The organism is Bacillus glycinifermentans (assembly GCF_001042475.2).
Taxonomy (GTDB): Bacteria; Bacillota; Bacilli; order Bacillales; family Bacillaceae; genus Bacillus; species Bacillus glycinifermentans.
The window spans coordinates 149,354-170,086 of record NZ_LECW02000022.1 but is presented as its reverse complement, the minus strand read 5'-3'; the positions used below and the strand labels follow the sequence as shown (position 1 = coordinate 170,086).

At 47.5% G+C, this 20,733-nt stretch carries 20 protein-coding genes and 1 other annotated feature; of the genes, 2 read left to right on the top strand and 18 right to left on the bottom strand.

The annotated features are described in order from the left end of the window. Positions 1-163: 163 nt before the first annotated feature. The 5 genes from AB447_RS14605 to AB447_RS14585 form a co-directional block, all read right to left on the bottom strand. Entirely contained in the window at positions 164-1,087 is a 924-nt protein-coding gene (locus tag AB447_RS14605) for an ABC transporter ATP-binding protein (protein ID WP_046131214.1), read from the bottom strand. A 1-nt stretch (position 1,088) separates the two neighbouring features. Continuing rightward, positions 1,089-2,156 carry an ABC transporter ATP-binding protein gene (locus tag AB447_RS14600; protein ID WP_046131215.1) on the bottom strand — a complete coding sequence of 356 codons (1,068 nt, stop codon included), beginning with the start codon at positions 2,154-2,156 and terminating at the stop codon, positions 1,089-1,091. A 13-nt stretch (positions 2,157-2,169) separates the two neighbouring features. Further along, on the bottom strand, positions 2,170-3,087 hold the full coding sequence (locus AB447_RS14595) for an ABC transporter permease (protein ID WP_046131216.1): 918 nt from the start codon (positions 3,085-3,087) through the stop codon (positions 2,170-2,172). A gap of 4 nt (positions 3,088-3,091) precedes the next feature. Then, a complete protein-coding gene (locus AB447_RS14590) occupies positions 3,092-4,027 on the bottom strand; it encodes an ABC transporter permease (protein ID WP_048355061.1) in 936 nt (311 codons plus the stop codon). A gap of 102 nt (positions 4,028-4,129) precedes the next feature. Then, complete coding sequence (locus AB447_RS14585) at positions 4,130-5,758, bottom strand: peptide ABC transporter substrate-binding protein (RefSeq protein WP_048355062.1); 1,629 nt, start codon at positions 5,756-5,758, stop codon at positions 4,130-4,132. 459 nt (positions 5,759-6,217) lie between these two features. Continuing rightward, positions 6,218-6,440: a binding site (T-box leader), on the top strand. A gap of 49 nt (positions 6,441-6,489) precedes the next feature. Here AB447_RS14585 and trpS point away from each other — a divergent pair. Continuing rightward, complete coding sequence (trpS, locus tag AB447_RS14580; RefSeq protein ID WP_048355064.1) at positions 6,490-7,479, top strand: tryptophan--tRNA ligase; 990 nt, start codon at positions 6,490-6,492, stop codon at positions 7,477-7,479. A 132-nt stretch (positions 7,480-7,611) separates the two neighbouring features. On the opposite strand, the gene AB447_RS14575 is transcribed toward trpS, so the two are convergent. The 9 genes from AB447_RS14575 to AB447_RS14535 form a co-directional block, all read right to left on the bottom strand. Continuing rightward, the gene (locus AB447_RS14575; protein ID WP_048355065.1) at positions 7,612-8,364 is read right to left on the bottom strand and encodes a YjbA family protein; all 753 of its coding nucleotides are present in this window, start codon (positions 8,362-8,364) and stop codon (positions 7,612-7,614) included. Positions 8,365-8,494: 130 nt separating this feature from the next. After that, positions 8,495-9,409, bottom strand: a complete 915-nt coding sequence (gene opp4C / locus AB447_RS14570) for an oligopeptide ABC transporter permease (RefSeq protein ID WP_048406106.1) — start codon at positions 9,407-9,409, stop codon at positions 8,495-8,497. Between the two features lie 17 nt (positions 9,410-9,426). After that, complete coding sequence (locus AB447_RS14565) at positions 9,427-10,377, bottom strand: ABC transporter permease (RefSeq protein ID WP_057957621.1); 951 nt, start codon at positions 10,375-10,377, stop codon at positions 9,427-9,429. A gap of 84 nt (positions 10,378-10,461) precedes the next feature. Further along, positions 10,462-12,108 (bottom strand): peptide-binding protein, encoded by a 1,647-nt coding sequence (locus AB447_RS14560; RefSeq protein WP_048355066.1) that lies wholly within the window; start codon positions 12,106-12,108, stop codon positions 10,462-10,464. A gap of 109 nt (positions 12,109-12,217) precedes the next feature. Next, a complete protein-coding gene (locus tag AB447_RS14555) occupies positions 12,218-13,240 on the bottom strand; it encodes an ABC transporter ATP-binding protein (protein WP_048355067.1) in 1,023 nt (340 codons plus the stop codon). A gap of 4 nt (positions 13,241-13,244) precedes the next feature. After that, on the bottom strand, positions 13,245-14,219 hold the full coding sequence (locus AB447_RS14550) for an ABC transporter ATP-binding protein (RefSeq protein ID WP_048355068.1): 975 nt from the start codon (positions 14,217-14,219) through the stop codon (positions 13,245-13,247). A 181-nt stretch (positions 14,220-14,400) separates the two neighbouring features. Continuing rightward, a complete protein-coding gene (locus AB447_RS14545; RefSeq protein ID WP_048355069.1) occupies positions 14,401-15,189 on the bottom strand; it encodes a DUF2268 domain-containing putative Zn-dependent protease in 789 nt (262 codons plus the stop codon). An 84-nt stretch (positions 15,190-15,273) separates the two neighbouring features. Then, the gene (gene fabF / locus AB447_RS14540) at positions 15,274-16,512 is read right to left on the bottom strand and encodes a beta-ketoacyl-ACP synthase II (protein WP_048355070.1); all 1,239 of its coding nucleotides are present in this window, start codon (positions 16,510-16,512) and stop codon (positions 15,274-15,276) included. Between the two features lie 21 nt (positions 16,513-16,533). Beyond that, positions 16,534-17,472, bottom strand: a complete 939-nt coding sequence (locus AB447_RS14535; RefSeq protein ID WP_048355071.1) for a beta-ketoacyl-ACP synthase III — start codon at positions 17,470-17,472, stop codon at positions 16,534-16,536. Positions 17,473-17,639: 167 nt separating this feature from the next. Between AB447_RS14535 and AB447_RS14530 the strand changes: the two genes are divergently transcribed. Then, on the top strand, positions 17,640-17,888 hold the full coding sequence (locus tag AB447_RS14530; protein ID WP_048355072.1) for a hypothetical protein: 249 nt from the start codon (positions 17,640-17,642) through the stop codon (positions 17,886-17,888). A 44-nt stretch (positions 17,889-17,932) separates the two neighbouring features. Here the strand turns inward: AB447_RS14530 and AB447_RS14525 are convergent, their stop codons facing one another. The 4 genes from AB447_RS14525 to AB447_RS14510 form a co-directional block, all read right to left on the bottom strand. Beyond that, positions 17,933-18,121 carry a ComZ family protein gene (locus AB447_RS14525; protein WP_048355078.1) on the bottom strand — a complete coding sequence of 63 codons (189 nt, stop codon included), beginning with the start codon at positions 18,119-18,121 and terminating at the stop codon, positions 17,933-17,935. Between the two features lie 5 nt (positions 18,122-18,126). Continuing rightward, complete coding sequence (locus AB447_RS14520; protein ID WP_048355073.1) at positions 18,127-19,086, bottom strand: BMP family ABC transporter substrate-binding protein; 960 nt, start codon at positions 19,084-19,086, stop codon at positions 18,127-18,129. An 86-nt stretch (positions 19,087-19,172) separates the two neighbouring features. Continuing rightward, a complete protein-coding gene (locus AB447_RS14515) occupies positions 19,173-19,748 on the bottom strand; it encodes a hypothetical protein (protein WP_048355074.1) in 576 nt (191 codons plus the stop codon). A gap of 93 nt (positions 19,749-19,841) precedes the next feature. Further along, positions 19,842-20,576 carry a hypothetical protein gene (locus tag AB447_RS14510; protein WP_048355075.1) on the bottom strand — a complete coding sequence of 245 codons (735 nt, stop codon included), beginning with the start codon at positions 20,574-20,576 and terminating at the stop codon, positions 19,842-19,844. Positions 20,577-20,733 lie beyond the last annotated feature (157 nt).

Sequence of the window (20,733 nt, the reverse complement as noted above, 5' to 3'; positions counted from 1 at the left end):
ATGATTCACACCTTAGATATACCCGCTTTCTCATAAAATTAAACAAACCTCCTGGAGCAAAGCAGCATGTTGCGCTTACATATACTAAGACGGATGTTCGGCCCGAAAGTTTCAGTTTTTTTTACAAAAAAGAAGACAGCCTGCGCGGCTGTCTCGTAAGCTTTTATTTGGACTGATACGCTGCAAATTCTTCCTCGGAACACATTACAAAATGCCCAGGCTTCACTTCGCGAAGCTCCATCTGTTCACCGTCTTTCAGCTTGTGAACGGATGGATCATACGTTTTTCTCACCCGTGTGCGCTCATAATCCGGGTCCGGAAGAGGAATCGCAGAAAGCAGCGACTGTGTATAAGGATGAAGCGGATTTTCGTATAATTCCTCGGCTGCCGCAAGTTCAACCAGCTTTCCGAAATACATGACGCCGATCCGGTCGCTGATGTATTTCACCATCGATAAATCGTGGGCGATGAATAAATATGTCAATCCTCTCTCCTTTTGCAGATCCTTCATCAAGTTGACGACCTGAGCCTGGATGGACACGTCAAGCGCGGAGATCGGCTCATCGGCAATGATGAATTCAGGTTCAACAGCAAGCGCTCTTGCGATGCCGATCCGCTGCCGCTGACCGCCGGAAAATTCGTGCGGATAGCGGTTGGCGTGCTCTTCATTCAAGCCGACCAGCTTCAAAAGCTCGTGAACCCTTGCAAGGCGCTCCTGCTTCGTTTTTGCCAAGCCGTGAATGTCGATCCCTTCGGCGACGATATCGGCCACCGTCATCCGCGGATTTAATGAAGCATACGGGTCCTGAAAGATCATTTGCATTTTCCGGTTGAACTCGAGAAGATCTTTGGCGGATTTTTTGCCGTGCACATTCTTTCCTTTAAACAGCACCTCACCCGAAGTCGCTTCATATAACCTGATGATCGTCCGTCCTGTCGTCGACTTTCCGCAGCCGGATTCTCCGACAAGGCCGAGCGTTTCCCCTTTGTAGATGTCGAACGTGATTCCGTCGACAGCCTTTACCGTTCCTTTGGGCGTTGAGAAGTGCTGTTTTAAGTTCTTGATTTCGAGCAGTTTTTCTGCCATATCATTCACCTTCTTTCACTTGAACCGGTTTTACGTATTGATTTTTAAACTCCCGCATTTTGCTTTTAACAGCCGCAGGCGGTTCAACCTTTGGCGCATCCGGATGCAGGAGCCACGATTTCACATAATGCGTATCAGATACTTTAAACATCGGCGGTTCCTGTTCAAAATCGATTTTCATCGCATACGGACTTCTTAATGCAAACGCGTCGCCTTTCGGCGGATTCGTCAGATCAGGCGGAGATCCCGGTATCGCCATCAATTCTTCATCCCCGTCATTGTCAAGGCTCGGCATTGAAGCTAAAAGACCCCATGTATAAGGATGCTTCGGATTGTAGAAAATTTCGTCAACCGTTCCAATCTCGACGATCTGTCCGGCATACATAACGGCTACCCGGTCGGCCACGTTGGCGACGACGCCGAGATCGTGGGTGATAAAAATGATCGATGTTTCGATCTTTTTCTGCAATTCTTTCATCAGTTCCAAAATTTGCGCCTGAATGGTCACATCAAGGGCGGTCGTCGGTTCGTCCGCGATCAGCAGCTTCGGGTTGGCGGCAAGCGCCATCGCGATGACGACCCGCTGCCTCATTCCCCCGCTGAATTCGTGCGGATATTGATTTACGCGGCGTTCAGGCATCGGAATTCCGACAAGGCTGAGCAGTTCTACCGCACGTTTATTCGCATCTTCCTTGGAAATATTCTCGTGTTTAAACAAAACCTCTGTTATCTGGCGGCCGACTTTCATCGTCGGATTCAACGATGTCATCGGGTCTTGAAAGATCATGCCGATCTCTTTGCCGCGGATCGACTGCATCTCTTTTTCCGATTTCGGCACCAAATCCTGTCCGTCAAATAAAATCTGTCCGCTCTTAAAATAGCCCGGAGGCATCGGTATCAGCTTCATGATCGCCTGTGAAGTGACGCTTTTTCCAGATCCGGATTCCCCGACGATCGCAAGCGTCTCCCCTTTGTCAACGTGAAAGTTGACACCGCGGATGGCCTGGACTTCTCCGGCGTATGTTTTAAAAGAAATGGCTAAATCTTTCACCTCAAGTAAGTGTTTCATCTTTCTCACTCCTTTATTTACGCAGCTTCGGATCTAAAGCGTCGCGCAATCCGTCGCCGATAACGTTGAATGCAAACATGGTCAGGCAGATAAATGTAGCCGGGAAGAACAAACGCCAAGGATAATATTCCAGGCCCTGCACGCCGTCTGTCGCCATCGTCCCCCAGCTTGCCAGCGGCTGCGGGACGCCGAGGCCAAGATAGCTTAAGAACGCTTCATAGAAAATCGCAGTAGGGACGGTCAATGTCATCGTCACCAAAATCGGGCTCATAATGTTTGGAAGCAGGTGTTTTCTGATGATGCGCGAGTTTTTCGCACCCAATGTTCTTGAAGCGAGAACGAATTCCTGATTTTTAAGCTGGAGCACCTGTCCGCGCACGATTCTCGCCATATTGATCCATCCTGTAATGACCATTGCGAGGATCATCGTGATTAACCCTTTTCCCATGACGACGAGAAGAAGGATCGTCATCAATAAGGAAGGAATCGCCCATAAGATGTCCGCGATTCTCATCATGATTTCGTCAGTGCGTCCGCCTCTGATGCCTGAAATCGCACCCCAGATGACGCCGATCAAAACGTCGATCAGCGCGGCGGCAAGACCGATTGTCAGCGAGATGCGGGCTCCGACCCATGTGCGGACAAACACGTCCCTGCCGAGGTCATCGGTGCCAAACCAGTGCTCTCCGCTCGGCGGTTTGTTCGCATTGGTCAAATTCGTTTCATCATAATGAAAGCTTGAAAACACCGGCGCAAAGATGGCCATCAGCGCGATGAGAATGAGAACGATAAGGCCGCACATCGCAAGCTTGTTTTCTTTAAATCTCAAAAACACGTCCGTCCAAAAAGAAAGGTTTTTCTTGGAGATTTTCTCCGCTTCGCTATGGTCGACAGCTGCAGGTTCAAACATGTCTTTAGGTATTTGCTGCATCCTTTTACTCCCCTTTCTTAGCGCCAAACAGTTTGATGCGCGGATCGATTAAGCCGTATAAAATATCAACTATGAGGACGCAAAGCAGTAAGATCGCGCCGAAAAACACGGTGACGCCCATGATAACCGTATAATCGCGGTTCGTGATGCTTGTGACGAAGTGCATGCCGAGTCCCGGTATGCCGAAGATTTTTTCAACGACAAACGTCCCTGTCAAAATAGATGCTGCCATCGGTCCCATATATGTAACAACCGGCATGATCGCGTTCCGTATCGCATGCTTGACGGTAATGGCTGCAGTGCTAAGACCTTTCGCCTTCGCCGTACGTATGTAATCGCTGCTAAGCACTTCGAGCATGCTTGAACGCGTCAGCCGGGCGATAAACGCCATCGGCATTGATGACACGGCGATCGCCGGCAGAACGGTATGGCCCCATGATTCCCATTGTGCGACAGGGAACCAGCCCAGCTTCATCGCCAGTACATACTGCAACAGCGCGGCCATGATAAAGTTCGGTACAGAGATGCCGATGACAGCGATAATCATCGCTGTATAATCCTGCCATTGATTGCGCTTCAGCGCTGCGATAACGCCAAATAACACGCCGAAAGCAAGCGCAAGGCAAATCGCTTCCATTCCCAGTGTAAAAGAAATCGGGAAACCGGAGTTGATCAGTTCGTTCACGGTTTGTCCTTTGTATTTAAATGATGGCCCGAAATCCCACTTCATTACTGACACCAAATAGTCGAGATATTGTTTAAAGAGGGGCTGGTCTAAACCATAGTATGAATTGAGGCTGGCTTCGATTGCAGGAGGAAGCTTCTTCTCGCCTGAAAATGGTCCGCCAGGTATCGATCTCATCAGGAAGAAGGTAGCAGTGACAATCACCCATAGAGAAATCAGCATATAAACGAGACGACGGCCTAAAAATTTAATCATGTTTACACACCTCCGAATTTTCAGTCTATTAAACTCTTATCATAAATAAAAGTATATGGGGGAAAAATCCTTTAGAGCCCCCATATACTTTTTAATGCAGTTTTATTCAAAATACGCTGTTTTGAAATAGAGCTCTCCTGTACCTGTCAAAACAAAGCCTTTTAAGCTCTTATCGTGCAGGTAAGGCATCGTATAGAAGTAGATCGGAGCGATCGGCATTTCATCCATCAGGATGCCTTCGGCTTGTTTCATCAGCTCGACGCGCTTTTGATCATCCGTTTCGGTTGAAGCTTTTGAGAGAAGCTCTTTATATTTCGCATTTTCCCAGTTTGTATCGTTGTTTCCGCCTTCTTTATCCCGGTATGTTTCAAGGAAGTTCATGCCGTCGTTAAAGTCGGCGAGCCAGCCCAATCGGCCGATTTGATAGTTGCCTGAATGAAGCTTATCGATATAAACGTTCCACTCTTCATTGCCCAATTCAACTTTAACGCCTAAATCCTTGTTCCACATTTCCTGGACGGCTTGAGCGATTTTTTGATGACCTTCATCCGTGTTGTAAGAAAGCGTGATTTTCGGTAGATCTGACGCCTTTTTAAGGCCCAGCTCTTTTAAGCCTTTTTTCAGATATTCTTTTGCTTTTGCAACATCATGGTCTTTGTAGTATGGTTTGTTTGACTCAAATCCTGTGACTGCCGGAGGTACGAATCCGGTCGCCGGAATCTGCTCAGCCTGTGTGATGTTTTTGACGATCGCTTCGCGGTTGATCGCATATGTCAAGGCTTTGCGGATGTTGACGTTGTTCAGCGGAGCAGATTCTGTGTTGAATTTATAAATGTACACCCCTGCGTACGGATCAATGTTCAAGCCTTCTTTTTTAAGGCTTGGGATCGCATCCGTCGGAATCTCGTCAAGAGGCAGTCCTACAAAGTCAATCTCGCCTTTTTTATACATGTTCAGGCCTGTGTTAGGGTCGTTGACCATCGCCATGTTAATCTTTTTCAGTTTTACGGAATCTTTATCCCAGTACTGGTCGTTTTTCTCCAGTACGATGTTCCCGCTGTGCTTCCATGCCGTCATTTTGAAAGGTCCGTTTGAAACGTAATTTTCATCAGCCTTCGTATACCACTTCGGATGTTTCTCAGCGACTTTTTTATTGACCGGCATGTAAGTGTAAAACGCGGTAAGTTCCGTGAAGTACGGCGTCGGTTTTTCAAGCTCGACCTTCAATGTCTTGTCATCGACCGCTTTAACGCCGACATCATCAATCTTTCCTTTGCCTGTGTTTGCCGCTTCACCGCCTTTTAAGTAGTAAAGCTGGTAGGCGTATTGCGATTCGTTTTTCGGGTTAAGCGCCCACTTCCAGGCATATTCAAAGTCCCCGGCTGTTACAGGATCTCCGTTTGACCATTTGGCATCTTTCCGGATTGTAAACGTATATGTTTTCTGGTCTTTGCTGATTTCGATCTTTTCAGCTGCCGCATTGACCGGCTTTCCGTCCTTGCCAATCGTTGTCAATCCTTCGAACGTCTGGCGAAACACGTTTGCGGAAACTGTATCGTTTGCAAGGCCCGGATTCAATGAAAACGGTTCAGTTTTAATATTGACATTCAATGTATCTTTTCCATTGCTGTCTTTCTTGCCGCCGTCTCCAGAGCTCGAGCTGAAACCGCAAGCGCTCAAAACGAGGGTGAACATAAGCAGTAAACTGATAAATGACAAACGCTTCTTCAAAGAGAAACCCCCCTATGATGATATTTTTTTAGTTCCTTACTCCTCAACATTCAGATTTATCATAAAAAAGTAATAGGCCCACTTGCCATACTTTTTCCTTTGTTTCGTCTTTTCTGAATATTTATTATGTAAAGAACCTGTAACACCGAAGTGAACAAATTCATTATAATTAATAGAATAATTTATTGCAATATTAATTTTCAATTATTTTTTTATTCAAACAATTCAACTTTGTCAGCTTTTCTGCCAAAGTTCTTAAGATACTTCTCTGTTTTAAAGCGTAACATCGTTAAAATCAAAAGCTCCTTAATCCTGTCAAAATCGTTTTTTACATATAACAATCTCCATACGCAATAAAGACGTCCGGCCATTAAGCAAACGTTTTTCATCGCTTTCACAAGATTCTTTATTTAACACTGGTGACTTTTATTTCAATTTTATATATAATAAAATTATGAATAAAATGCTTTGAAAAAGAAGAGTACACATTTCTCCCCATTTAAAGAGAGTCCGCGTTGCTGGGAGCGGATAATGGCGAATGTGGAATGGGCTTTGGAGCAGCTGACCGAACGCTTTTTAAGTAGGATCAGACGGAGAAGGCTTCGTTAACAACGTCTAAAGTGATTTCATTTTGTCCATAATGAAATAATCAGGGTGGCACCGCGGTTCATTCGTCCCTTTTTTAAGGGAAGAGTGGGCCTTTTTATTTTGAAACGAAAAGAGGGATTCACATGAAAACGATATTTTCCGGAATTCAGCCGAGCGGCTCCGTTACGCTCGGCAACTACATCGGAGCGATGAAACAATTCGTCGAGCTGCAGGACGACTACAACTGCTACTTCTGCATCGTTGACCAGCATGCGATCACAGTGCCGCAGGACCGCCTCGAGCTGAGAAAAAACATCCGCAATCTGGCCGCTCTTTACTTGGCCATCGGCCTTGATCCAGAAAAGGCAACGCTGTTTATCCAGTCTGAGGTGCCTGCTCACGCACAGGCCGGCTGGATGTTGCAGTGCGTCGCCTATATCGGCGAGCTCGAGCGCATGACCCAGTTTAAAGACAAATCGGCGGGCAAAGAAGCCGTCGTTGCCGGGCTGCTGACATATCCTCCTTTAATGGCGGCCGATATCCTGTTGTACGGCACAGACGTCGTCCCTGTCGGCGAAGACCAAAAGCAGCATCTTGAACTGACGCGGAATCTGGCTGAGCGCTTCAACAAAAAATACAATGACATCTTTACGGTACCTGAAGTGAAAATTCCGAAGGTCGGCGCCCGCATTATGTCGCTTGCCGATCCGCTCAAAAAAATGAGCAAGTCAGATCCGAATCAAAAAGCGTTCATCACATTGCTTGACGAACCAAAACAGCTGGAGAAAAAAATCAAAAGCGCCGTCACCGATTCAGACGGAATCGTCAAATACGATAAGGAGAACAAGCCGGGAGTGTCCAACCTGCTGACGATCTATTCGATCCTTGGACAAGTTTCCATCGAAGAGCTCGAAGCAAAGTACGACGGCAAAGGCTACGGCGAATTTAAAACCGACCTTGCCGAAGTCGTGGTCAATGCGCTGTCACCGATTCAGGACCGGTACTACGAACTGATCGAATCGGAGGAATTGGACCGGATTCTCGATGAAGGCGCAGAGCGCGCAAACAAAGCGGCAAACAAAATGCTGAAAAAAATGGAGAACGCGATGGGCCTCGGCCGCAAAAAACGCTAATAACAAAACCGCTTTCCCTTGCCGTGGAAAGTGGTTTCTCGTTTATTCAAAAGCTTTTTCTTTTCTAATAAAATGTCGCTGAAGCAAACGAAAAAGGCCATCGGCATGCTCGACAGCCTCTCTGCTTCTTATTTAGTTGACTTTAGACTCATTTTCGATTTCCCACAGTTTTTCAAAAAACGGCTGCCCTTTTATCAAATTCTCGCAAAAGTCCCGGTGTTTACCAGACCAGCCGTCGATCGTTTCATTGAAAAGCATGTCCCAGATTTCTTCAAATGTCATCCGTTTAATCTGCTCATACATATACGGATTCCATTCCGTGTACCAGTAGGCAATCTCAGCGCGGTTTTTGAGACCTTTCAGCTGATCAAGCGCCATGAACAAAAGCTGTTTGAGCTGGCGTTCCTTTCTTGTTAGTCCTCTGACATGCTCCGGTGATAATGATAGAATGTGGTATTCTTTGGAAGATTTCAGTTTTTCCTGCGAAAATTCGTATTCCTGCGCCTCGACGTCCTTCACCATTTCGTACACAAGCTGCTCTTGCCTTGGAATGAGTCGGCTTTTTCTGACCGGTATTGAATAGCCGGCCGTATCAACCGCGAGAATTCCGATGCCGTCCGTCACAACGAAACAGTGGTCAAGCTGTGTCCGTTCGTGATTTTTGCGAATATACGCTTTTTGACGAACATCGTTTAACAATTCCGCCGGAAGCTCTGACAGGTCATTTTCTATGTAGTGAAACAAAACGGGCGAAACCCTTAATAAAGGCACCTGGTCAAGCAGTTCAACACTGTCTTCCTTCCGCCATTCGTGAAAGTGGCAGACATTATAGCCATTTTCTTCTCCCTCAAACCAATTCACCCACACATCATGAAGAAATAACATTTCTAACCCCTCACTTTTATAAAAACTGTTGTCCACAGTATAGGCAAGGGGAAGAGAATTTATTCCATCAGGCAAAGATTATGGCAGAACGAATCAGCAAAAAACCGGGGGTAAAATCCCCCGGCTTCGTTCATTTAATATTCTTCGGATCAAGCGCATCGCGCAGTCCGTCCCCGACAAAGTTAAAGCATAATACAGTGAGTAAAATCATGAGTCCAGGGAACAGCGGATACCACCACGCCTGAATCATAATCGTAAAGTTTTGCGCATCCTGTAGCATGTTTCCCCAGCTCGCCATCGGCGGCTGAACGCCGAAGCCGAGGTAGCTGAGCGCCGACTCCGAAAGAATGACGGTCCCGACGGATAATGTGGCAGCAACGATAATCGGTCCCATCGCGTTCGGCAAGATGTGGGAGAAAATGATCTTGTGGCTCCTTGTTCCGATCGTTTTGGCAGCGAGAACGAATTCCCTCGACCGCAAGGATAAAAACTCACCGCGGACGAGCCGCGCCGTCGTTGTCCACCTCGTCAAGGCGAAGATTAAAATCAGCTTGTCAACGCCCGGCTGAAAAATCGTCACCAGCGTAATCAAGAGGAAGATATCAGGTATCGACAATATGATGTCGACGAGCCGCATCATGATGGCATCAACGATTCCGCCGAAATAGCCGGCTATGGCGCCGACCACGGTGCCGATGGTAATGGAACCGAGCACAGAAGCGAAGCCGACCAGCAACGATACTTGGGCGCCATACAGCAAACGGCTGAAAATGTCGCGTCCGAACTTGTCCGTTCCCATCAGATGTTCGGCGCTCGGAGGTTTCAGCTTGTTCAGCAGATTCTGCTGCTCCGGCGGATACGGAGCGATCAGCGGCGCAAACAGAGCCGACAAGATAATGATGGATAAAATAATTCCGCCGACCACCGCCAGCTTGTTTTTGAAAAACTTTTCAAAGAAGATTTTTGTCATCGTTTCCGGCTTCGGCGCGACGTTTTCCTGAAGCCTGATCTCCGGTGAAGGCGCCGATGGGTTTGGCTGTGTCATGACCTTAGTCCCCTCCTTTAATACTCAATTCGCGGATCGACGATTGCGTACAAAATATCGGCAATTAAATTTCCGACGACGACCAGCACGGCAGATATGACGGTCATGGCCATGATGACCGGATAATCTCTTTGGAAAGCGGAATCGACAAACAGCTTTCCGAGGCCTGGCCAGCTGAAAATCTGTTCGGTTACGACGGCTCCGCCGATAAAGGAAGGAATCATCAGTCCAAAAATCGTGATCACCGGCAGCAGTCCGTTTCGGAGTCCGTGCTTGTACACGACCCGGTTTTCTTTAAACCCTTTCGCTCTGGCCGTCCGCATGTAGTCTTGCCTTAGCACATCGAGCATGCTTGACCTCGTATAGCGCGTGAGTCCCGCCATATCAGCGGTTGCGAGTACAAAAGCGGGCAGAATCAAGTGATGGATGCGATCCCACAAGCTGAAATCGGCATTGATCGTCATGACGCCGCCTGTCGGAAACCAGCCTAAATTAACAGCAAGAAACATAATCAGGATTAATCCAAGCCAAAAATTCGGGACGGCAAGTCCGATAAACGATGTAAACGTAATCCCGTAATCAAGCTTTGAGTATGGCCGCCTCGCTGAAAGCACCCCGAACGGAATCGAGATGAGAAGCGCGAGAATGGTCGAAACAAGCATCAATAAAAGCGTGTTCGGAAGCCTTGCAAATATCAGTTCGGTAACAGGCATCCCTTTTCTGACGATAGAGGTGCCGAAATCTCCCTGAACCATGTTTCCGAGCCACTTCAAATATTGAATGTGCTCAGGCTCGTTCAAGCCGTATTTCTCGATGAATTTTTCCCGGTCTGCCGCACTGATCGTCGGGTCCATCATTAATGCCATCGGATCCCCCGGGGCGGCTTTCATAATCGCGAATGACAAAATGGTAATCCCAAGCAAGATCGGAATCGACATGAGCGTCCTGCGAATGATATATGTAACCATTTTTGATCCCCTTTTTGATTAATTTCTTAAAATGAAGGGGAAGGAAGCATCTTGACAACCTCCCTCCCCTTAAGGGAATTTCCTTTATTTTTGATCCAGCCACCAGTTTTCGGCTTTATAGAAATCTTCCTTCGGATGGAAGACAAAGCCTTTCATGTTGGCCGGCATCGCTCTGTGGTAATTCGTGTAGTACAGGAACGTGTACGGCTGATCTTCCGCCAATATTTTATAGATTTCTTCATACGCCTTTTTATAATCTTCACGGTCTTTCAGCGTTTTGGCTTCGTCGAGCAGCTTATCAAGCTCTTTATTTTGATACCACACATAGTTCAGCCCTTTTTCCGCTTCTTTGGAGTGGAAAATGTTGCTTTGATCAGGGAATGTGGCAAGGCTCCAGCCCATGATCATCGCGTCAAAATCCCAATTCGGCGGATTCATCTGTTCGATCAATGCGCTCCACTCGACGATTTGCGGCTTCGCCTCGATGCCGATTTCCTTCAATTGCTGCTGAACGACAACTGCGAGGTCTTCCCTCGTCTTATTGCCCTGGTTAGTTTTGATGACGAAGGAGAATTTTTTGCCGTCCTTGTCTAAAATGCCGTCGCCGTCCGTATCAGACCAGCCGGCTTCTTTCAGCATTTTCTTCGCTTTTTCAGGGTCGTGGTTAAACGTTTTAAATTTGGATTCGCTGTCCGGATAATTCCATGACAGCGGGCTTTCAGGAATGTTGGCGATTTTTCCGTCTCCGTCAAGAACCTGGTCGACCATCGCCTGGCGGTCGAGCGCATACGTCAGCGCCTGGCGGACCTTCTTGTCTTTAAAGAGCTCGTTCTTTTCATTCCAGCCGATGTAACTGTAATTCAACCCTAAATCTGTTTCGATTTTTACATTATTAAATTTTTCCGCGGTTTTATAGTCAGATCCCGGCGTAATGACTAAATAATCGATATCTCCGGCTTGAAGCTGTGTCAGCGCTGCATTGGAATCCGGGATGATTTTATACGTGATCGAGTCTAAATGCGCACGTCCCGCGAAATAATCGTCAAACGCTTCAACTTTGACGTATTGCCCCTGTTTCCATTCTTTGAATTTAAACGGTCCGGTTCCGATCGGCTTTTTCCGGTTGAACTCATGCTCGCCGAGTTCGCCGATCGGAACGTCCTTCAAGATGTGCTTCGGCAGGATGCCGTAGCTTGTCATCGTTACATTGTAAAAATAAGGGTCAGGGTGTTTCAGTTTAAACTCGACTTCATATTTTCCTTTTTTCGTGACGGATTTGAGCACTTCAAAGTTTGAGCCGCGCTCCCCGACATAGTCTTTGCTCATCGGAATGCTGTACGTAAATACGACGTCATCGGCGGTCATTTCCTTGCCGTCGTGGAACTTGACGCCTTTTTTAAGTTTGACGTCAAACGTCAGGCCGTCCTCCGACTCCTTTACATCCTCGGCAAGCTGATTCTCGACCTCCAGCTTTTCATTGGTATCCAAAAGGGTATTATAGAGGAGCCTTTCAATATCAGAGCTGGACACATCTGTTGAATACAGCGAGTTAAACAGCGTCGGCTCCCCCGTTGATCCGGCGATCAGGTCTCCGCCCTGCTGCGGTTTGCCGTCAGATTTGCCTTCCTTCTGCTCCCCTCCGACTTCGCCGCTGTTGCAGGCCGAAAGAAAGACCGACAAGATCAGCAGCAGGCTTAAAATCGAAAATCCGGTTTTTTTGCGTATCTTCATTTTACGAATTCCCCCTTTTTAAACTGTTGTTTTGCCGGGCCGAAAAAGCCCCCGTTTTTGAAGAAGGCATTCCCCCTCTCAAGGATTAAATATGTAGCGGCCGTCCCCTTTATTCGTAAAGGTGGCATGCCACGAAGTGGTTTGTTTTGACTTCCTTGAAAGCGGGCACCTTTTCCGCGCACTCCGGTTTTGCAGCCGGGCATCTCGTATGGAAGACGCAGCCGCGCGGCGGATTGGCCGGGTTCGGCAGCTCCCCTTTCAGAACGATCCGCTCCCGCTTTGCGCGCCCTTTCTTCCGCGTGACCGGAACGGCGGAGAGCAGCGCCTGCGTGTATGGATGAAGCGGGTTGTCGTACAGCTCATGCTTATCTGCCAGCTCCATCATTTTGCCGAGGTACATCACGCCGACTCTGTCGCTGATGTGGCGGACGACGCTCAAATCGTGGGAGATGAACAGATAGGTCAGGTTAAATTCTTCCTGAAGCTCTTCCATCAGGTTAATGACCTGGGCCTGAATCGACACGTCCAAAGCCGAAACCGGTTCATCGGCGATGATGAGCTCCGGATTGAGCGCAAGGGCCCGCGCGATGCCGATTCTCTGGCGCTGCCCGCCGGAAAACTCGTGCGGGTAGCGGTTTGCAAAAGACGGGTGCAGCCCGACTTTTTCCAAAAGTTCTTCCACTCTTTCGTTGCGCTCTTTGAAGTTGTACATATGATGGGTGTTAAAAGGCTCTTTGATGATGGATCGCAATGTCTTTCTCGGATTTAGTGAGGCAAACGGATCCTGAAACACCATTTGAATATTTTTGCGTACGGTTTTTCTTAAACTTTCTTCTGACAAATTTGAAATATCCCGGCCTTTGTAAAGGATTTGTCCTGCTGTCGGTTTATAGAGGCGGATCATCGTCCGGCCGGCTGTCGATTTCCCGCATCCCGATTCTCCGACGATCCCGAGCGTTTCGCCGCGCTTCAGCGAAAAGCTGAGCCCGTCAACCGCTTTGACATCGCCGATCTTTTTCTGGAATATCCCCGAGCGGATCGGAAAGTATTTTTTGACGTCTTTCAGCTCTAAAAGGGTTTCATCATGTTTTATCGTCTGTGCCTGCTGTACTTGTTCCGCTGATGCAGTCATCCCCTTATTCCTCCTCCTCGTATAAGAAACATCTGACGGCCCGTCCGTCGGGCCGGGTTTTCAGATCCGGCTGCAAGCCCCAGCATTTATCCATTGCGTTTGGACACCTCGGAGCAAAGCGGCAGCCTGCCGGGAGGTTGTCAGGCGTCGGCACATTTCCCTTGATGGCCGTCAGCTTTTCGATGGAGCCGTCAATGACCGGGATCGAATGCAGGAGCCCCTGTGTATACGGATGGAGAGGGTTGTCAAAAAGTTCGTCAACCGTGGCGTTTTCGACGACTTGTCCGCAATACATGACGATCACGCGGTCGGCGATTTCAGAGACGACGCCGAGATCATGGGTGATGAGCAGAATCGAAGTGCCGAATTTGTCGCACAAATCTTTCATCAGCTCCAGCACCTGGGCCTGGATCGTAACATCGAGCGCTGTCGTCGGTTCATCGGCGATGAGCAGCTTCGGATTGCAGCTGAGAGCGATCGCGATCATCACCCGCTGCCGCATCCCTCCTGACAAACGGTGCGGATAGTCCTTCATCAGCTGTTCAGCTCTCGAAAATCCGACCAGCTTCAGCAGTTCCACCGCCTTTTTATCAGCTTCCTTTTTTGATAGTTTTTTATGATAGATGAGGACCTCCGTAATCTGCTCGCCGATCGTCAGCACGGGATTCAGGGATGTCATCGGCTCCTGAAAAATCATGGAGATATCGTTTCCGCGAATCTTGCATAACTCATGTTCTTTGTATGTAACGAGATCCCGGCCTTCCAGCTTGATCGAACCGTTCATGATCTTTCCGCCGGAGCTCCCGACAAGTCCCATGATCGATAAAGAAGTGATGCTTTTTCCTGATCCAGATTCTCCGACCAGTGCAACGGTCTCCCCTTTTTCGATCGAAAAATCAACTCCGTCAACTGCAGGTATGGGCTGTTTTTTTCTGAAAAAGTAAGTTTTTAAGTCACTGACTTCCAGCAATGCGCTCATCCGGATTCCCCCTTCCATAGACCAGAAGTTAAATATGATTGAAAACTAATATAAATTTCTCTTGATAAGACTGAATTATCTTAAAATTTTATAGTTGTATATTATTACATAATCATTACAAAAGCAAGGAATTTTTGGATGTTTTGTAATAATATTAATTTATTGTCAATTTTTTAATGTATTAAAGCATTGGAACTATAAAGTCTTCGGCCGGCAGGGATAGCACATCGGCAACCTTTAATTTTTTGCTGGATAAATATTTTTTTACGATATTGTAGCCGACGGCATATCCGAGCATATCAGGATAATAACCTTTTCCAAATAAAATATTGGAGAATAACCGCCCATCTTGCCGGCGCAGCTCGAAATAAGGGCGAATCAGGCGATTTTGGAAATGTTCGAGCTGTTTTTCCGAATAAAACGACGTCCAGCCGGCTATCTCTGACTCTCCAAATCTTTCATAAACAGCGTTTTCCGCCAATCCTTCAAGAACGATTGTATCAAGAAGCGTCACATCTTTTTCCTCTTTCGGCATATTTTCTAACCTGCAAACGTGATTGTATTCGTGAGTTATGATCGCTGATATGGAGGAAGAAGAAATATGCGTCGAAAGAAACAAAAATAATTTATCGCGAAAAGCAAGCCCGGATTTAGAGCCGAATTCGGCCCGGATTTTCCGGTTTCTTTCGTCGACAGGGAGGATGATGATCGGAACGTCCGGGCCGTTCCAGCGTTTCTTCAGCAGCCGCTCCTCCTTATTCACATGCTGGAATACGCCTTTTTCCCTGAGCCCCTTCATCGTCTTCTGCCCGTCTGACCAATAGCGGAGCATGCCATGGGATTGGAGGTGGCTGATCAATGACATGCTTTGGTTCGCTTTCGCCCCTTTAAAATACGGAAGAAGACAGAGAGACAGCTCCCGCATGGATGAAGCTTTTTCATACCATTTATATGTTTGTTCGACACTCATCCGGATCACTCCTTTCACCTGTATGATATGCAGGCGAAAAAAAACGGCTACCATTTGACATGGCAGCCGTTTTGGATACGGTTGTTATTCATATTTTTTAAAGATAAGCGTCGCGTTATGTCCGCCGAAGCCGAGCGAATTGCTGAGCACGACATCAACGTTCTGGCGGCGCGCTTTGTCCGGTACATAGTCCAGATCGCAATCTTCGTCAGGCGTTTCGATATTGATTGTCGGAGGGATGATTCCGTCTTTAATCGCAAGCACCGAGAAAATCGCTTCGATTCCTCCGGCAGCACCGAGCAGGTGCCCTGTCATCGATTTCGTTGAGCTGACGGCAAGCTTGTACGCGTGCTCTCCGAAAACTTCTTTGATCGCGATCGTTTCAAACTTGTCGTTGTACGGCGTACTTGTTCCGTGCGCATTGATGTAGTCAATCTGTTCAGGCGACATGCCGGCGTCTTTGATCGCTTCATTCATCGCTCTGACGCCGCCTTCTCCGTTTGGCGCAGGAGCCGTGATGTGGTACGCGTCTCCTGTTGAACCGTAGCCGACGACTTCGGCGTAAATGTCCGCTCCCCTGCTTAATGCATGCTCAAGCTCTTCGAGGACGACGATTCCCGCTCCTTCTCCCATGACGAAACCGTCTCTGTTTTTGTCAAACGGACGGCTTGCCGTTTTCGGATCCGGATTCGTGGAAAGCGCTTTGTTTGCGGAAAAGCCCGCAAAGGACATCCTTGTAAGCGGCGCTTCCGTTCCCCCGGTGATCATGACATCCGCGTCACCGCGCTGGATGACTTTAAACGCATCACCGATCGAGTTCGTCCCTGTCGCGCACGCCGTAACCGTACACGAATTGACACCTTTTGCGCCGAGCGCGATGGAAACCTGGCCCGTGGCCATATCCGGGATCATCATCGGTACGAAAAACGGACTGACCCGTCTCGGCCCTTTTGTCAAAAACGTTTCAAACTGCTGTTCAAGCGTTTCAAGTCCGCCGATGCCGGAACCGATCCAGACGCCGATTCTGGCAGCATTTTTGTCATTAATGTCAAGCTTGGCGTCTTCGACCGCCATTTTTGAAGCAACAACGGCATATTGCGTGAACCGGTCCATTTTTCTTGCTTCTTTTTTATCCATATAATCTTCTATATTAAAATCTTTCAGCTCTGCGGCTACTTTTGCAGGGTACTCATTTGCGTCAACCCTAGTGATCGGGCCAACTCCGGAAACCCCGTTAACCGCGTTGTTCCAGCTCGTTTTGACGTCATTACCAAGAGGTGATAAAGCTCCTAATCCGGTAATGACTACTCTTTTCCTATTCATAAGTTGCACCTCACCTTTCTTCTAACGGCCCCAGCGCATGGCGATGGCTCCCCATGTTAACCCTCCGCCAAAACCGACCATTACAATGACGTCACCGTCTTTTATTTTACCAGCTTCAAGTTCTTCCACAAGAGAAATCGGAATCGAGGCAGCTGATGTGTTTCCGTATTTATGAACCGTTTTGGACATTTTTTCAACCGGAAGCTCCAGGCGTTCCCGAGCGGCTTCCATAATCCTGATGTTCGCCTGATGCGGGACAAGAAAGTCGACATCCTCTTTTGTTAATCCGGCTTTTTCAATGACGTTTACGCTCGATTCTCCCATTTGGCGGACGGCGAATTTGAACACTTCTCTGCCATTCATGATTGTATGATCTTTTTCGTCCAAGTACAAGTGCTTCCCGCCTCTTCCGTCAGCGCCGAGCTCAAACGACAGAATGCCTCTGTCATCGCTGACAGGTCCGACGACTGCAGCCCCCGCTCCGTCTCCGAATAAAACGCATGTGTTGCGGTCATCCCAGTCGGTGATGCCGGAAAGTTTTTCGACGCCGATGACCAGAACGTGTTTATACGTTTCCGATTCGATAAACTGTTTGGCTGTGACAAGACCGTACATGAATCCGGAGCATGCTGCGCTGATATCCATCGCACACGCGTTGAAAGCGCCGAGCTTTTCTTGAATCATGCAGGACACCGTCGGAAATGCCTGATCAGGAGTAACGGTGGCGACGAGAATCATATCAAGGTCTTCCGCCTTTATATTTGCATCCTCCATCGCTTTCTCTGCGGCGGCGACAGCCATGTCGGACGACATCTCGTCTTCGGCTGCGATTCTTCTTTCTTCTATTCCAGTTCTTGTACGAATCCACTCGTCAGATGTTTCAACCATTTTTTCCAAGTCGGAATTCGTCAGCACCTTTTCAGGGATATACCGGCCAATTCCAATAATTCCAGCTTTCATAGGAAAGACTCCTTTATTGATGATTTTTTCCAATTAATGTTATGAGCAATTATTAGTATCTGGTACTAATCCTACCCTATTTTTTTTTAGTTGGCAATATATTCGTCTAATCTATCAGGCCTCCCCCTTCATATAGTAAAAATATAGAAAGAAAGGGGGCGTAACAGATGGCGGATGACGATTTTTTCACGAAAATGATGTTTGGCTCACATCCGCCGGGCAAACGTGAAGATCAGTCTGAAAAACACGAAGACGGACCTGACGGGACGACGGAAGCGGCGGAAATGACCGAACCTGATTACATGCACATTATGAATCAGATTGGCCAGATCATGGATTCCATCGACGAGCTGAAGCCTGCCTTTAAAGAAATCGGGTCGATGGTAAGCACCTTAAAAAATAAGATCTCCAAGTAAAAAGCCACTCCATATAAGTGGCTTTTTCGGTCATCTCAGAAAGGCTACTCGCCTGACCCTGCATCCGCTTTGCCGAGCTCGTATGCTTCTGCCATGACCTTTGTAAACAATGTCATAAACGGCTGAAGCATCTCGGGGGAAAGCTCGATTCCCGCTTTCTCCATCTCTTCCTTTGCTTCCGGTATGTATTTCATGGCAATTTGCAGAAATTCCATCGATTTTTCGTGCTGCACGTAGATCACCTCACGTTTTCTTCAGGCAGTTTTCCCGTTTTTTTGTATTGTTCAATAAGTCCTTTGATTTTTTTCTGGAATGCCTGATCGACAACCGGGCTGAATTCGCCCATTTCGATGACGCCGTCCTGAATGTCAAAGACCCGCCGGCCTCCCTTAAGCGTTCCTTTATTGAATTCGTCGGCGATCAGTTCATAAGCCTCGTCAACATGCTGGATGGTGCTCGTCAGGACGACGTTCTCCCCCAGCTCCGACTGGTCGCTTACATAGCCTATGGCATATAGGCCGTCTTTTTTGATTTGTTCAATGACAGGGACATTATACCCGTCTCCCGCCGGATATACAACATCAGCGCCCGCTTTTTTCATTTTTTCGTACTTTTGAACGGCCTTTTCGGAGTCATCCCACTGGCCGATATAATCTGTCATGACCAAAATGTCAGGATTCACGTATTTGGCGCCTTCGATAAACCCTTTGACTTCAGGCTGCCAGCTATGCGTTGCAAGTATGCCGAGTTTTCCTGACTTTGATTGGTGTGCGGCGGTCATGCCGCCGAAAAAGCCCATCGCCCTTCCGTCAAAGGCGATGCTTGTCACATTTTTATGCTTGGCTTTGCTGTTAACCAGGACGAAATGAATGCCTGGGTAGTCTTCGCTTATACGATTAAATACTTTTTCATATTCGCTTCCGTGCCCGAAAATTAAATTGACGCCTTTTTTCTGAAAATCGTCGACGGCCATTTTAATTGCCGCTTCATTATCGATTCCTTCTTTATAATAGACATCGACACCGTAGACAGACTGTATTCTTAATAGTCCTTTATATCCTTTGGTTCCCCATACTTGATCGCTTATTGTATCAGGGACAAGCAACCCGACTTTTTCAATCTTCCCGTTCAGCGACGCTTGTCCGCAGCCGCACATCGCAAGGAGCATCAAAAAAATCACGACAAGCCTGTACACCATGCCCTGTTCAACTCCCTTTCAAAAAAACCAGCAATTCAAATCTAACTTTATTGTATCCTTTCACGTACAACTAAGGAAGATCTTTCTTATTTTTTGTCGAAAATTGTAGTCATTTGTCTTTTCCATTCCTCGATTTTGGGGGCGGCTTCTTCTTCCGTGATCCGCCGTTTAAATTGCAGCGGTGAAGGGTCTTTTTCCATCATGTACACGGCAAGCTGTGATGCAACATCGTCTACAAAAAAGCCGGACTCCCTGCTTTCTTCATCCTCTTCCCCGGCGTTCCACGGGCCGTACATGTCCGGGAGAACGATCGTTTGAACGCCCTTCTCGTCAGCCTCTTTCTTGACGGCCTCATCCTCTTGATGTTCGTACAGCAAAAGAAAAGCGGGCGTGTTTTCGGTCAGCACATCCAGCGCTTTTTCCGGCATCTTCTCAGGATATTGAATAAAAATCTTGTCATAGCCGCTGCCCGCGTCTTGTTCAATCACGCAGAAATGCTGATTTCTCACCAGCCACATCAGCCGTTCTTCAAGGTATAACCGCTTTTTTTCGTCACTTGCTTCTTGCAATTTGACGTCAACGCTGATGCCTTCCTCCATGAGTCGTTCGCAAAATGAAAGGCCGAAGAATTCGTCTGCTCCAATCACCAGTACTGATTTCATCCTGAAAGACCACCTTTCGATTCAGCTTCTCCCGCCGTTTTGAAAACAGCGAAAAACAGCCCTGAAGACATCGGGCTGCTACTATTCTATTCTCTATAAAACTTTTTCATGCGTTTTGAAAAAGTTCGCGATCGCTGAATAAATGCGGTAGGGATGATCAAACAAATGCAGGGTCAGCCCTACGCGGTACCCGCCTTCCATCTGACGCTCCTCAAACGTTTTGGCGTGCAGCATGTACGGGTATGAAGAACCGTTCAGCTTTTGCCAAATGTGGACAGGCACAAGATTGTGATAAGGTGAAATCGTTTTAAACGGGTAATCTGCAGCTTCCCTTTCCGATATGCCGTAACTGTCTGCAACTTCTTTAATAAACTGCCTGTAAAAAAATTTATTTTCCTTTTCCTTTTTATTATGAGCCTGAAGATCAAGGCAAGGATTCAGCATCGCAGCAGAGCGGATTTGTCCCGGAATCGAGCGGAGGAGTTCGTTAGCCACCAGCGCGCCTGTTCCTTCTGCAAGCAGATGAATTTTTTCGTTCAAAATTTCCTGTTTGAATACATAGTGAATCAGCTGCTTTGCGTATGCAACGGCTTTTTCCGACCCCCAGTGCCTGCCGAACAGATTGCTGTTCACAAGGGTGTATCCCTTGTTTCGCAAACTCGTAAGAAGCTGGTTTCTGCCGTAATGCTCGAGCCAGAAGCTCGATTCTTCCGTGACGAAATGGTTCCGGTCGCCGAAAATAAAGACCGCGAAACCGTTTGGCCTGTAAGGAAGATGAATCACGTTCCATTCAGTATCGAGTTTGAAAAAACGTTCCGTTATTTTCATCACTTGCCTGCCTCCTTCCTGCCGTAATCTGCTCCATTATTTTATGTGGAGCATGCAGCAAAGGTATAAGGAAAAGCCCCAGTCTAAATGATGAAAAATAGATTTCGCAACGGAGTGTCTCATATTTCTGAAAAATGATGTCTTACTCTGTCCTGTT

Coding starts and splice junctions, on each gene's coding strand:
- AB447_RS14605 (WP_046131214.1), bottom strand. CDS start 1,087: ATGGCAGAAAAACTGCTCGAAATCAAGAACTTAAAACAGCACTTCTCA.
- AB447_RS14600 (WP_046131215.1), bottom strand. CDS start 2,156: ATGAAACACTTACTTGAGGTGAAAGATTTAGCCATTTCTTTTAAAACA.
- AB447_RS14595 (WP_046131216.1), bottom strand. CDS start 3,087: ATGCAGCAAATACCTAAAGACATGTTTGAACCTGCAGCTGTCGACCAT.
- AB447_RS14590 (WP_048355061.1), bottom strand. CDS start 4,027: ATGATTAAATTTTTAGGCCGTCGTCTCGTTTATATGCTGATTTCTCTA.
- trpS (WP_048355064.1), top strand. CDS start 6,490: ATGAAAACGATATTTTCCGGAATTCAGCCGAGCGGCTCCGTTACGCTC.
- AB447_RS14575 (WP_048355065.1), bottom strand. CDS start 8,364: ATGTTATTTCTTCATGATGTGTGGGTGAATTGGTTTGAGGGAGAAGAA.
- opp4C (WP_048406106.1), bottom strand. CDS start 9,409: ATGACACAGCCAAACCCATCGGCGCCTTCACCGGAGATCAGGCTTCAG.
- AB447_RS14565 (WP_057957621.1), bottom strand. CDS start 10,377: ATGGTTACATATATCATTCGCAGGACGCTCATGTCGATTCCGATCTTG.
- AB447_RS14560 (WP_048355066.1), bottom strand. CDS start 12,108: ATGAAGATACGCAAAAAAACCGGATTTTCGATTTTAAGCCTGCTGCTG.
- AB447_RS14555 (WP_048355067.1), bottom strand. CDS start 13,240: ATGACTGCATCAGCGGAACAAGTACAGCAGGCACAGACGATAAAACAT.
- AB447_RS14550 (WP_048355068.1), bottom strand. CDS start 14,219: ATGAGCGCATTGCTGGAAGTCAGTGACTTAAAAACTTACTTTTTCAGA.
- AB447_RS14545 (WP_048355069.1), bottom strand. CDS start 15,189: ATGAGTGTCGAACAAACATATAAATGGTATGAAAAAGCTTCATCCATG.
- fabF (WP_048355070.1), bottom strand. CDS start 16,512: ATGAATAGGAAAAGAGTAGTCATTACCGGATTAGGAGCTTTATCACCT.
- AB447_RS14535 (WP_048355071.1), bottom strand. CDS start 17,472: ATGAAAGCTGGAATTATTGGAATTGGCCGGTATATCCCTGAAAAGGTG.
- AB447_RS14530 (WP_048355072.1), top strand. CDS start 17,640: ATGGCGGATGACGATTTTTTCACGAAAATGATGTTTGGCTCACATCCG.
- AB447_RS14520 (WP_048355073.1), bottom strand. CDS start 19,086: ATGGTGTACAGGCTTGTCGTGATTTTTTTGATGCTCCTTGCGATGTGC.
- AB447_RS14515 (WP_048355074.1), bottom strand. CDS start 19,748: ATGAAATCAGTACTGGTGATTGGAGCAGACGAATTCTTCGGCCTTTCA.
- AB447_RS14510 (WP_048355075.1), bottom strand. CDS start 20,576: ATGAAAATAACGGAACGTTTTTTCAAACTCGATACTGAATGGAACGTG.